We start from the raw sequence: 12734 nt of genomic DNA, 5'->3' as shown, positions 1-12734 counted from the left end.
GCACACTCGCGCCGAACCACAGAAGCAAGACGAAACCTCAACCGGTGATGAGCGACTTCAGCGCATCGACGAGCGGCGCGGGCAACGGCACCGGCCTGCGCGTCACGCGATCCACGTAGACATGCACGAAATGCCCTTGCGCGGCGGCTTCGTGCGCGCCTGGCGTGAAGATCGCCACTTCATAGCGCACGCTCGTCGTGCCGAGCTTCTCGACGCGCAAGCCCGCTTCGATCGGTTCGGGAAACACGACCGGTGCGAAGAAGTTGCAGCGCGTCTCGACGACGAGGCCGATGGTCTCGCCCTCGCTGAAATCGAGCACGCCCGCGCGCAGCAGATACTCGTTCACGACCGTGTCGAAGTAGCTGTAATAGACGACGTTATTGATGTGCCCGTAGACGTCGTTATCCGACCAGCGCGTGCTGATCGGCAGAAAGTGCGCGTAATCCGCGCGCGTGGTCCGAACTGGCTTGCTCATCGCTCAGAGAGACTCCGTCAGCATGCGGCGGTAATCATCGGCGCTCGCCTCGCGCGGATTCGTCTTGTGGCAATGATCCGCGAGCGCGCCCTTCACCACCTTGTCGAACATGCTTTCGTCGACGCCCATCTGCGAAAGACGCGTCGGCAGGCCGAGGCGCGCGGTCATGTCGTGCACGGCCTGCGCGACATCGGCATCGTCCGGCAGATTCATCACGCGGCGCATGCGCGCGAAGCGCCGCTCCGCGACGACCGTCGCCGCGCTTTCGTTGAAGCGCAGCACGGCGGGCAGCACGACCGCGTTCAGCGTGCCGTGATGCAGCGACGTGCGTCCGTTCACCGCCAGCCCGCCGAGCGGATGCGACAGCGAATGCACGCAGCCAAGGCCTTTCTGGAACGCCATCGCGCCCTGCATCGATGCGGACATCATGTTCAGGCGTGCGTCGCGGTCCTGGCCATCGTGCGTCGCGCGCTCGATGTTGGCCCACGCGCGTTCGAGCCCGTCGAGCGCGATGCCGTCGGCGGGCGGATTGAACGCGGGCGCGAGAAACGTTTCGATGCAATGGGCGATCGCGTCCATGCCGGTCGCGGCGGTGAGCGTCGGCGGCAGGCCGAGCGTGAGCGACGGATCGCAGATCGCCGATTTCGGCAGCAGATGCCACGAATGAAAGCCGAGCTTGCGCCCGTCGTTCAGGATGATGATCGCGCCGCGCGCGACTTCGCTGCCCGTGCCCGACGTGGTCGGCACCGCGATCAGCGGCGCCGCGCGCTCGCCGATCTTGCTGCTGCCGCCTTCGATCGTCGCGTAGGTCGTGAGCGGCGCGTCGTGCGTCGCCGCGATCGCGACGCCCTTTGCAAGATCGATCGACGAGCCGCCGCCCACCGCGATCAGCCCGTCGCAGCCTTCGCGCTTGTACTGCCCGGCGGCTTGCATGACCATCGCTTCGGTCGGGTTCGACGGCGTGTCGTCGAACACCGGCAGCGCGCCGAGCTTCGCGCTTTCGATCACACGAGCCGCGAGCCCCGCCGCCGCGACGCCCTTATCGGTGATGACGAGCGGACGCTTCATCCCGATGCGCGCGCATTCGCTTTGCAGCGTCTGTAGCGCGTCGTAGCCGAGATGAATGTGGGTCAGGTAGAAGATGAAGGCCATGGCGTCGGCATCGATGGGAAGAGGTGCGGCTCATGTTGGAGCCGCCCGCCGGAAGTGTCAATCCGGATTAGGTCGATGCGCACAGCGCGTGGACCTCGTCCGTGAAGCGCTCGACGGTTTCCCGTTGCGTGTCCCACGCGCACATCAGACGGCAGCCGCCCGAGCCGATGAACTGATAGAAGCGCCATCCCTTCGCGCGCAGCGCCGCCGCGACGTGCGCCGGCAACTCCGCGAACACCGCGTTCGATTCGGGCTTGAAGAGCAGCGACACGCCTGGAATGCCGGCGAGACGCTCGGCCATCAGCGAAGCCATCGCGTTCGCGTGACGCGCGTTGCGCAACCAGACGTCGTCGTCGAGCAGGCCGAGCCACGGCGCGGAGATGAAGCGCATCTTCGAGGCGAGCTGGCCGGCCTGCTTCAGGCGATAGGCGAAATAGGCGGCGAGCGCCTTGTCGAAGAACACGACCGCCTCGCCCACCGGCAAGCCGTTTTTCGTGCCGCCGAAGCACAGCACGTCGACGCCCGCGCGCCACGTAATCTCCGACGGATGCACGTTCAACGACGCGACCGCGTTCGCGAAACGCGCGCCGTCCATGTGTATCTTCAGATGCCGGCGCTTGGCGATGGCCGCGATCGCACGGATCTCCTCGACGGTGTAGACCGTGCCGACTTCCGTCGCCTGCGTGAGCGCGACGACCTTCGGCTTCGGATAATGGATGTCCGCGCGCCTGGTGACGAGTTCTTCGATCGCGTCGGGCGTGAGCTTGCCGTTCTCGCCTTTCGCCGTCAGCAGCTTCGAGCCGCCGGAGAAGAACTCGGGACCGCCGCATTCGTCGGTCTCGATGTGCGCCAGCTCGTGGCAGATCACCGAGTGGTACGACTGACAGAGCGAAGCGAGCGCGAGCGAATTCGCGGCCGTGCCGTTGAAGACGAAGAAAACTTCGCAGTCGGTCTGGAACAGGTTGCGGATGCGATCGCAGACTTGCGTGGTCCACGAATCGTCGCCGTAGGCGGGCTCGTGGCCGCTCGTGTTGGCCTGAATCAGCGCTTGCAGCGCTTCGGGGCAAATGCCTGCGTAATTGTCGGAGGCGAAGTGTTGGATCGGTTCCGTGGGCACTGTCATGGAAAAAGCTTTAATGGCCTTGCTTGAACGAGGCGCGCGAGCGAATGACGCCGCGCCGCCGGCGATCCGGCCATTCTAGCGGCTCGGACCGGCGCGCGCCGTGGCGCCGGTCCGGGCGATGCTTACTTGCTGTCCGGCGCGCTTGCCGCGTTGGCCTGCTGCGCCTTCTTGTCCTTCTTGCTGGCTTCGTGATGGCCGATCGCGCAGCCGCCCACCGCGCCCGCCGTGCCGTGCTTGCCCGCGACATGGCCCGCGACGCCGCCCACCGCCGCGCCTTCGATGCAGCCCTTCGCCTGTGCGGCGCCGGTCGCGGCGAGCATGGCCGACGTCAGAACGATCAATGCGATTTTGCGACTCATGATGCATCTCCCTTTTTAGTTGAACGTGCTGGGCGCGACGCACGCGATGTGCCTGACAGGCTGTAAAGAAAAACGGCCCGGTCCGTAAGGATCGAGCCGCTTCGCGTGAGACGAAGAAACGATCAGAGCTGCTGCTGCACCCAGCCCGTCACGCCCGCCAGCGCGGCCGGCAGATTGGCCGGTTCCGTGCCGCCTGCCTGTGCCATGTCGGGACGGCCACCGCCCTTGCCGCCGACCTGCTGCGCGACGAAGTTGACAAGCTCGCCCGCCTTGACCTTCTTCGACGCGTCCGGCGTCACGCCCGCGATCAGGCTGACCTTGCCGCCGTCCACGGAGGCAAGCACGATCGCCGCGCTCTTCAGCTTGTCCTTGAGCTTGTCGACGGTTTCGCGCAGCGTCTTCACGTCCGCGCCTTCGAGTTGCGCGGCGAGCACCTGCACGCCCGACACGTCGACGGCCTTGGCGACGAGTTCGTCGCCCTGGCTCGCTGCGAGCTTCGACTTGAGCGCACCCAGTTCCTTCTCCAGCGACTTCACGTGCTCCTGAACCTGCGCGATACGCTGCGTCAGTTCGGACGGTTGCGCCTTCAGCACGCCCGCCGCCGCATTGATGCGCTCATCGAGCTCCTGCACGTAGCGCACCGCGTTGTCGCCGGTGATCGCTTCGACCCGGCGAATGCCCGCCGCGACGCCGCCTTCCATCACGATCTTGAAGAATCCGATGTCGCCGGTGCGCTGCACGTGCGTGCCGCCGCACAGCTCGCGCGAGAAGCCGAGATCGAGCACGCGCACCGTGTCGCCGTACTTTTCGCCGAAGAGCGCCATCGCGCCGCCCTTCACCGCGTCGTCATACGGCATCACGCGCACCACGCCGGGCGCATTCGCGATGATCTCGTTGTTCACGATCTGCTCGACGCGACGGACTTCGTCGTCGGTCATCGGCGCGTTGTGCGCGAAGTCGAAGCGCGTCTTGTCGGCATCGACGAGCGAGCCCTTCTGCTGCACATGGCCGCCGAGCACTTCGCGCAACGCCTTGTGCATCAGGTGCGTGGCCGAGTGATTGCGCGCGGTGCGGGCGCGGCGGATGGCGTCGATTTCCGCTTTCACGACGTCGCCGACCTTGAGCGTGCCCTGCTCGACCGTGCCGTGATGACCGACGACATCGGCCTGAACCTTCAAGGTATCCGCAACCGCGAAGCGTACGTTCGCGTTCGCGAGCACGCCCTGATCGCCGACCTGACCGCCGGATTCCGCGTAGAACGGCGTGTGATCGAGCACGACGACGGCTTGCTGGCCGCCCTTCGCCTCATTCACCGATGCGCCCTCGACATACAGCGCGAGGATTTTCGCGTCGTCGAAGATTTCCTTCTCGTAGCCGTGGAAGGTGGACTTCGCGCCCGAGTATTCGAGGCCCGCCGCGAGCTTGAACTTGCCCGCCGCGCGCGCCTGGTCGCGCTGGCGCGCCATTGCGTCGTCGAACGCGGGTTCGTCGACGGTCACGCCGCGCTCGCGGCACACGTCGGCCGTCAGATCGAGCGGGAAGCCGTAGGTGTCGTGCAGCTTGAATGCGAGTTCGCCGTCGAGCTGCTTTACGCCCTTCTTTTCCAGGTCCGCGAGTTCGCCTTCGAGAATCGACATGCCGTGCTCGATGGTCTCGAAGAAGCGTTCTTCTTCCTGACGCAGCACGTCGGTCACGCGCTGCTGCGCTTGCGCGAGTTCCGGATAGGCCGCGCCCATTTCCGCGACGAGATCCGCCACGAGCTTGTTGAAGAACGCACTCTTCTGGCCGAGCTTGTAGCCGTGACGGATCGCGCGGCGCACGATGCGGCGCAGCACGTAGCCGCGACCCTCGTTGCCGGGAATCACGCCATCGACGATCAGGAACGAGCACGCGCGGATGTGGTCCGCGATCACCTTCAGCGAGTTGTTTTCCAGATCCGGCGTGTTCGTTTCGCGCGCCGCGGCCTTGATGAGGTTCTGGAACAGGTCGATTTCGTAGTTGCTGTGCACGTGCTGCAGCACGGCGGCGAGACGCTCGAGGCCCATGCCGGTGTCGACGCACTGCTTGGGCAGCGGCGTCATGTTGCCTTGAGCGTCGCGGTTGAACTGCATGAACACGAGATTCCAGATCTCGATGAAGCGGTCGCCGTCTTCTTCGGGCGATCCCGGCGGCCCGCCCCAGATTTCCGGGCCGTGGTCGTAGAACACTTCGGAGCACGGACCGCACGGGCCGGTATCGGCCATCTGCCAGAAGTTGTCCGATGCGTAACGCGCGCCCTTGTTGTCGCCGATGCGGATGATGCGCTCGACCGGCACGCCGATTTCCTTCGCCCAGATATCGAAGGCTTCGTCGTCTTCCTTGTAGACCGTCACGGTGAGCTTGTCGGCCGGCAGGTTGTAGACCTTCGTCAGCAACTCCCAGCAGTAGTGGATCGCGTCGCGCTTGAAGTAATCGCCGAACGAGAAGTTGCCGAGCATCTCGAAGAACGTGTGATGGCGCGCGGTGTAGCCGACGTTCTCCAGATCGTTATGCTTGCCGCCCGCGCGCACGCTGCGCTGCGCGGTGGTCGCGCGCGAGTACGGACGCGATTCGCTGCCCAGGAACACGTCCTTGAACTGGACCATGCCCGAGTTGGTGAAAAGCAGCGTCGGGTCGTTGCCGGGCACGAGGCTCGACGAACGCACGATCGTGTGGCCCTTCGATTCGAAAAACTTCAGGAATTTCTCGCGTATTTCGGCGGCTTTCATAGCGTACGGGGCGTGTCTTCGGTTCTTTGATGGCGCCCGCGGGCGGCTCCTTTCGAGCACGGCCGGCGGAACAAGGGTGATTGTCGATTATACGGGATTCGCCGCGCGCGGCCGGGCGCGCGGCGTGCCGGCCGGGCCGTCCGCTATCGCACGATGTCGCGCGCACGGCCGTTCTGTGCGACAGTCGCAATTCGGAAGACCAATCAAGCGAGCGAACCATCGAATGGGAGCGTTGAGCCATATCCGCGTGCTGGACCTGACCCGCGTGCTGGCGGGACCGTGGTGCGCCCAGACCCTCGCCGATTTCGGCGCGGATGTCATCAAGATCGAGCGGCCCGAAACCGGGGACGACACGCGCCACTGGGGCCCGCCCTATCTCAAGACGCCCGAGGGCGAGGACACGCACGAAGCCGCGTACTATCTCGCGGCGAACCGCAACAAGCGCTCGGTCACCGTCGATATCGCGACGCCGGAAGGCCAGCAGATCGTGCGCGAGCTGGCCGCGCAAAGCGATGTCGTCCTCGAAAACTACAAGGCCGGGCAGTTGAAGAAGTACGGGCTCGACTACGCGTCGCTGAAGGAAGTGAAGCCGGACATCGTCTATTGCTCGGTGACCGGTTTCGGGCAGACGGGGCCGTACGCGTCGCGCGCGGGCTACGATTTCATCGTCCAGGGCATCGGCGGGTTCATGAGCATCACCGGCGAGCGCGACGGGCAGCCCGGCGGCGGACCGCAGAAGGCGGGCGTCGCGATCGCCGACCTGATGACCGGCATGTACGCGACGATCGGCGTGCTCACCGCGCTCGCGCACCGCGACCGCACCGGCGAAGGACAGTACATCGACATGGCGCTGCTCGACGTGCAGGTCGCGATGCTCGCCAACATGAACACCAATTTCCTCGCGAGTGGCAAGCCGCCGGTGCGCTGGGGCAACGCGCATCCGAACATCGTGCCGTATCAGACCTTCCAGACGAGCGATGGCTGGATCATCGTCGCGGTGGGCAACGACGGGCAGTTCCGCAAGTTCGTCGAAGCGGGCGGCCGCGCCGGGCTGGCGGACGATCCGCGCTTCGCCGCGAATCCGTCGCGGGTGCGCAACCGAGACATCCTCGTGCCGGTTCTCGCGGACATGGTGCGCAAGAAAGGCAAGCACGAATGGATCGCCGAACTCGAAGCGGCGGGCGTGCCCTGCGGTCCGATCAACGATCTCGGCGAAGTGTTCGAGGACCCGCAAGTGCTCGCGCGCAAGATGCAGATCGATCTGCCGCACCCGACGGCCGGCACGGTGAAACTCGTCGCGAGCCCGATCAAGATGAGCGCGACGCCGCCCGAAGCGCGCACGCATCCGCCGCTGTTGGGCGAGCACACGTCGAGCGTGCTCGCCGACGTGCTCGGCTATGACGATGCGAAAATCGCACGATTGCGCGAATCGAAGGCGATCTAGCGGATCGGCGCGGGATCAGCGCACGCCGGCGCCGATCAGACCGCCCGCGGCCGCGCCCGCGACCGTGCCGATCGGGCCGCCCGTGACGAGATAGCCGAGCGCGCCGCCCGCGGCCGCGCCGACCCCGGCGTGCGCCTGCTGGCGCGACACGTTTGCGCAGGCCGCGAGGCTCGAGACGAGCGCGGCCGCAGCGGCGAACTTGAGCGTCGTGATGGCGATCTTCTTCATGATGGGCTTCCTTGTGTTGTCGTTGTGATGTGTTGTGCTTTTCGCGCATGAGCGCGCCGCTGAAGCAGGCGCGTTCGATGCAGGCGAGCCGATCTTAAGAGGCCGCGCACGCACCTTTCAACGCGATTTACGTCCCGTTACGGCGGTTACGAAGCCCGCGATTCGGCGTAAACCATGTAACGGAACCCGCGAAACGGCGCGGTTGTATCGAACATGGCGACGGAATGCGCCCGAACGCTGTCGCGGCCTGCCCCGGATGGTTGCGTAAGGTAGAATCGACCCAATATCTAAGGCCTTCGTACGCGCTCCCGGTTTGCTTCAGTGCCGAGGAACGCTTCCCGAACCGTTTCACGCGCGCGAGCGCATCCGCTGCCACCTTTTCCGCATGAACACCGATCGCAACGACGCTCCGGCGCCATCCAATTTCATTCGCAACCTCATCGAAGACGACAACCGCTCGGGTAAATGGTCGCAGCGGGTCGAGACGCGCTTTCCGCCCGAGCCGAACGGCTATCTGCACATCGGCCATGCGAAGAGCATCTGCGTGAACTTCGGCCTCGCAGCGGACTACGGCGGCGTGTGCCATCTGCGCTTCGACGATACGAACCCCGAGAAGGAAAGCGTCGAGTACGTCGATTCGATCATCGACGCCGTGAAATGGCTCGGCTTCGACTGGAACAAGGACGGCGCGGAGCACAAGTACTTCGCGAGCGACTACTACGACAAGCTGTACGAGTTCGCCGAGATGCTCATCAAGAAGGGCCAGGCCTACGTCGACAGTCAAACGGCCGAAGAGATGCGCGCGACGCGCGGCTCGGCCACCGAAGCCGGCATCAACTCGCCGTATCGCGAGCGCTCGCCCGAGGAAAACCTCGACCTCTTCCGCCGCATGAAGGCGGGCGAGTTCAAGGAAGGCGAGCACGTGCTGCGCGCGAAAATCGACATGGCGTCGCCGAACTTCAACATGCGCGACCCGGTGGTCTACCGCATCCGCTTCGCGCATCACTACCGCACCGGCGATACGTGGTGCATCTACCCGATGTACGACTACGCGCACTGCGTGTCGGACGCGATCGAGAACATCACGCACTCGCTCTGCACGCTGGAGTTCGAGGATCATCGTCCCCTCTACGACTGGTTCCTCGCGCAGCTCGCCGACGATGGCGTCTTCGAGCGTCCGCTACCGCAGCAAATCGAATTTTCGCGCCTGAACCTCACCTACGCGATCACGAGCAAGCGCAAGCTGCTGCAGCTCGTGCAGGAAAGACACGTCGACGGCTGGGACGATCCGCGCATGCCGACCATCGTGGGCGTGCGCCGCCGCGGCTTCACGCCGGAAAGCATCCGTTTGATGGTCGAGCGCGTCGGCGTGACGAAGGTCGATTCGTGGATCGACATGAGCATTCTCGAAGGCGCGCTGCGCGACGATCTCGACGACAAGGCCCCGCGCGCGATCTGCGTGCTGGATCCGTTGAAGCTCATCATCGACAACTATCCGGAAGGACAGAGCGAGGCATGCAGCGCGCCGGTGCATCCGCATCATCCGGATCGCGGTGTACGCGCATTCCCGTTTTCGCGCGAGCTGTGGATCGAGCGCGAGGATTTCCAGGAAACGCCGCCGAAAGGCTATTTCCGTCTCTTCCCCGGCAACAAGGTGCGCCTGAAGTACGGCTTCGTCGTCGAATGCACCGGCGCGGACAAGGACGAGAACGGCAATGTGATCGCCGTGCACTGCAACTACTTCCCGGACAGCAAGTCGGGCACGGAAGGCGCGAACAGCTACAAGGTAAAGGGCACGATTCACTGGGTCAGCGCGGCGAGCGCGTATGCGGCGGAAGTGCGCCTCTATGACCGCCTCTTCAAGGAGCCGCAGCCCGGCGCGGGCGGCGCGGAGTTCCTCGATGCGCTCAACCCGGACTCGAAGCGCGTCGTGAACGCCTATCTCGAACCGAGCGCGCGCGACGCGAACGCCGAAGACCGCTTCCAGTTCGAGCGCCACGGCTACTTCGTCGCGGACCGCGTGGATTCGCAGCCGGGCAAGCCCGTGTTCAACCGCATCGTCAGCCTGCGCGACAGCTGGGGCAAACCGGCCTGATATCGGCGTAAGCAGGGCGCCGCGCGGCCACGCGGCGCCCTCGATGTCGGCGCTCTGCACCCACGGCACGCCGTTTCCAACGAGGACATCATGAAGCTGCCGCATTCCTTCGCGCACCGCGCATGGGCGCAACGAAGCGCCGCCCTCGTCTCCTCGCTCCTGCTCGCATCGACTGGCGCGCATGCCGCCGCCGGGCTCACCACGGCGCAAGCCGTCGTCGATCAGATGCCGCCTTCCGCCACACTGCGCAAGATCGTCGAAAACGGGGCGATCGTGCTGGGCACGCGCGAATCTTCCGTGCCGTTCTCGTACACGGTGAAGCAGCAGCCGGTGGGCTACTCGTACGACATCGCGCTGAAAGTCGTCGACGAGATCAAGAAGCGCCTCAACATGCCGAATCTCGCGATCAAGAATGTGATGGTCACGTCGGCGAACCGCATCTCGTACGTAGTGAACAATCAGGTCGATCTGGAGTGCGGCTCGACCGCGCATGTGGCCGAGCGCGATTCGCTCGTCGCCTTCTCCAACAGCTTTTTCCAGTACGGCATCCGCATGGCCGTGAAGAAGAAGTCGGGCATCCGCGATTACGACGATCTCGCGAACAAGACAGTTGCGACCACGGCGGGCACGTCGGACGAGCGCATGTTGCGGCAGATGAGCATCGACCGGAAGCTCAACCTGCGCATCATCAGCGCGCGCGATCACGCGGAAGCGTTCGCCGCGCTGAAGTCGGACCGCGCGGTGGCCTTCGTGATGGACGATCCGCTTCTCTACGGCAAGATCGCGCAGGAAGGCGCCGCGCGCAACGAATACATGGTGACGGGCGCATCGCTTGCGAACGAAGCGTACGGCTGCATGATGAGAAAGGGCGACCCGGTGTTCAAGCGCATCGTCGACGACGTGATCGCCAATATGCAGCGCTCAGGCGAAGCCACGAAGCTCTACGACACCTGGTTCATGCGCCCGATACCGCCGGACGGCATGAACCTGCAATTCCCGATGTCGTCGGAGATGAAGACGCTCTTCGCCAATCCCAACGACCGCACGGTCGACTGATCGACCGATCGCGCGCGCTCAAAGCGTCTCGTGCAGCGCCGCGAGCGACAGCGTGGTCTGGAACAGGCGCGCGAGGCTGCGGCTCGCGAACTGGTCGACATCCGCCGGGCTGACCCAGCGATACGCATCCATTTCGGGAATCATCGTGCCGTCGCTGTAGCGCGGAAAGTACGATTCGCACACGCAGTTCTCGAGCTTCACTTCGCTCTCGCTCACGCGCACGGCAAAGAGATGCAGGTCCTTGTCGCGGCGATAGACGAAGCGTCCGAGATCCCTCAGTCGCGCCGCCGGCAGCACGATGCCCGTCTCCTCGACGAGCTCGCGCAACGCCGCTTCGCGCGGACTCTCGCCGGGATCGGCGGCGCCCTTGGGCACGTCCCAGTGCGTGGTCTCGGTCGCGTGACAGAGCAGCACCTCGCCCTGCCCGTTGAGGATGACCACGCCGCACGATACGCTGCGCGCGGTCATCGAGCGCTTTTCCGATTCATCACTGCTTCTTGAGCTTCCACTTGCCGTCGCTCGCCTTGCAGGCGCTCGGCGTCCAGGTCTGCGTCTGTCCTTTCGCGTGCGCGACGAGGGTGAGCTTGCGGCACTTGAGCCCGTCGGACTCGAAGGATTCCTGCGGCGTCACCGTGCCGTTGATCGGGACCGGATTGCCCGTGCCTTTGTTGTCCCAGTCGAGCGATTCGCCGTCCTTCTTCGTATTGAGCGCGATCTGCGCGGCGTCGTTGAGCGCCTGCAGGTCGCGCTGCTTCATATAGCTGATCGGCGTGTTGTTCAGGAAGCCGAGATTGGCGGCGGATGCGGCCGCGCTCACGGCGACGAGCGCGGCGGCGGCGATCGTCCGGACGCAGGCGTGAGCGAGCGCTCGATCTCGAATGGGCATGAAGACTCTCCTCGTTGCGATGGGTTGACAGCCGGCCGTCTCGCAGCGACTTGCGTATCGACCGCGGGACCGCGGGCCATCGGGTGCAACGAGAATAGCATGATGCGCGGGCATGGCTGCCCGCGCTATCTCAGTTTGCCGCGGACTACATTTCGTCGATGCCGATGTCCTTTTTCGAGTTCTCGTCCTTCGCCGGATCGTAGCCGTCGGTGAGTGATGTTGTCCCGGTACTGAAGCGCTTCAACCTGCCGACGCTGCCGGGCCTCGCCTCAACGCGCCCGACTTCTCGCAGCAAGCGGCGCTCTGGCGTGGCAATGAAACGCCGATGCTCACGCGCCCGCGAAGAGCGTCGCCAGATCGTCGGTGCGCACCTCGCCCGCTTGCGCGAGCACGCGCGCTTCCAGTTCGTCGATATGCGTGCGCATCGCCGTGAGGGCGGCATCGAGCGCGCCTTCCTCAAGGGCATCGACGAGCCGGCCATGTTCGTCCGACGAGCAATTCGACAGCTTCGACGGATCGAACAGCGCCTTGTAGAGCTCGGTTTTCGCGACGAGCTTCGCGAGGAACGCCTGCACGTCCGGCGCGCCCGCGAGCTCCGCCAGCAGCACATGAAAGTGGCCCGCCAGACGCACGCATTCGGTCACGCTCCCCGCCTTCAGCGCGCGCTGCTCGGCCTTCACATGAGCCCGCAACGCGCGCTTCGCCTGCGTGGTCAGCGTGCCGCACAAGGACGCGACAATGCCCGCCTCCACCACCTGCCGCGCGCGATACACCTCGCGGATATCGGCGGGCGTCGGCGACGGCACGAACGCGCCGCGATTCGCCTCCAGCGTGAGCTTGCCTTCGGCGCCGAGCCGCGCGAGCACCTTGCGGATCGTGCCGCGCGTGCAGTCGAACGCGGCGGCGAGTTCACGCTCGACGAGCTGCGCGCCGGGCGCGAGCTTGCCATGCAGAAGCGCGGCCGTGATCGCCGCGTAGACGCGCTCTTCAGCGGAAATTTCGTTCGATGATGGGTCGTTGCGCGATGCCATGGTGCCTGCCGTGCTTGCGTTGAATCGCATTGTAGCGAGAGCGCACGGCCGCGCACGAATTCGGCCTATTCGGCCGGTCGCATGTTTGGTTGACCAAAAATATATAAAATGGTCAACCAAAACGCTTGAAGCCAAGGG

The 12734-nt window shown here is 65.0% G+C and carries 13 protein-coding genes; 3 read left to right on the top strand and 10 right to left on the bottom strand.

The features are described from left to right. Positions 1-37 precede the first annotated feature (37 nt). From U4Y90_RS10410 to alaS, 5 genes are all read right to left on the bottom strand, one after another. Positions 38-475 carry a thioesterase family protein gene (locus tag U4Y90_RS10410; RefSeq protein WP_321794477.1) on the bottom strand — a complete coding sequence of 146 codons (438 nt, stop codon included), beginning with the start codon at positions 473-475 and terminating at the stop codon, positions 38-40. A gap of 3 nt (positions 476-478) precedes the next feature. Beyond that, a complete protein-coding gene (locus U4Y90_RS10405) occupies positions 479-1627 on the bottom strand; it encodes an iron-containing alcohol dehydrogenase (RefSeq protein WP_321794476.1) in 1149 nt (382 codons plus the stop codon). A 67-nt stretch (positions 1628-1694) separates the two neighbouring features. Beyond that, a complete protein-coding gene (locus tag U4Y90_RS10400) occupies positions 1695-2729 on the bottom strand; it encodes a low specificity L-threonine aldolase (protein WP_321794591.1) in 1035 nt (344 codons plus the stop codon). 143 nt (positions 2730-2872) lie between these two features. Continuing rightward, a complete protein-coding gene (locus U4Y90_RS10395) occupies positions 2873-3109 on the bottom strand; it encodes a hypothetical protein (protein ID WP_321794475.1) in 237 nt (78 codons plus the stop codon). 122 nt (positions 3110-3231) lie between these two features. Then, complete coding sequence (gene alaS / locus U4Y90_RS10390; protein WP_321794474.1) at positions 3232-5856, bottom strand: alanine--tRNA ligase; 2625 nt, start codon at positions 5854-5856, stop codon at positions 3232-3234. Positions 5857-6079: 223 nt separating this feature from the next. Here alaS and U4Y90_RS10385 point away from each other — a divergent pair, with 223 nt between their 5' ends. Beyond that, positions 6080-7300 (top strand): CaiB/BaiF CoA-transferase family protein, encoded by a 1221-nt coding sequence (locus U4Y90_RS10385; RefSeq protein WP_321794473.1) that lies wholly within the window; start codon positions 6080-6082, stop codon positions 7298-7300. 15 nt (positions 7301-7315) lie between these two features. On the opposite strand, the gene U4Y90_RS10380 is transcribed toward U4Y90_RS10385, so the two are convergent. After that, entirely contained in the window at positions 7316-7528 is a 213-nt protein-coding gene (locus U4Y90_RS10380) for a hypothetical protein (protein ID WP_041730537.1), read from the bottom strand. A gap of 385 nt (positions 7529-7913) precedes the next feature. On the opposite strand from U4Y90_RS10380, the gene U4Y90_RS10375 reads away from it, so the two are divergent. Beyond that, complete coding sequence (locus U4Y90_RS10375) at positions 7914-9623, top strand: glutamine--tRNA ligase/YqeY domain fusion protein (protein WP_321794472.1); 1710 nt, start codon at positions 7914-7916, stop codon at positions 9621-9623. Positions 9624-9848: 225 nt separating this feature from the next. Continuing rightward, entirely contained in the window at positions 9849-10679 is an 831-nt protein-coding gene (locus U4Y90_RS10370; RefSeq protein WP_415749325.1) for a transporter substrate-binding domain-containing protein, read from the top strand. An 18-nt stretch (positions 10680-10697) separates the two neighbouring features. Here U4Y90_RS10370 and U4Y90_RS10365 read toward each other — a convergent pair whose 3' ends face one another. The 4 genes from U4Y90_RS10365 to U4Y90_RS10350 form a co-directional block, all read right to left on the bottom strand. Continuing rightward, positions 10698-11147, bottom strand: coding sequence for an NUDIX hydrolase (locus U4Y90_RS10365; RefSeq protein ID WP_321794470.1), 450 nt, complete (start codon positions 11145-11147; stop codon positions 10698-10700). 19 nt (positions 11148-11166) lie between these two features. After that, positions 11167-11565: an RT0821/Lpp0805 family surface protein gene (locus tag U4Y90_RS10360; RefSeq protein ID WP_321794469.1), complete on the bottom strand. Its 399-nt coding sequence runs from the start codon at positions 11563-11565 to the stop codon at positions 11167-11169. A 145-nt stretch (positions 11566-11710) separates the two neighbouring features. Further along, a complete protein-coding gene (locus U4Y90_RS10355; protein WP_321794468.1) occupies positions 11711-11860 on the bottom strand; it encodes a hypothetical protein in 150 nt (49 codons plus the stop codon). Positions 11861-11894: 34 nt separating this feature from the next. After that, positions 11895-12626 (bottom strand): GntR family transcriptional regulator, encoded by a 732-nt coding sequence (locus U4Y90_RS10350; protein WP_415749322.1) that lies wholly within the window; start codon positions 12624-12626, stop codon positions 11895-11897. Between the last annotated feature and the right edge of the window lie 108 nt (positions 12627-12734).

Origin of the sequence: Caballeronia sp. J97 (assembly GCF_905220305.1) — a bacterium.
Taxonomy (GTDB): Bacteria; Pseudomonadota; Gammaproteobacteria; order Burkholderiales; family Burkholderiaceae; genus Caballeronia.
Note: the sequence above shows the minus strand (reverse complement) of the source record. Positions and strands in the feature narration are given on the sequence as shown.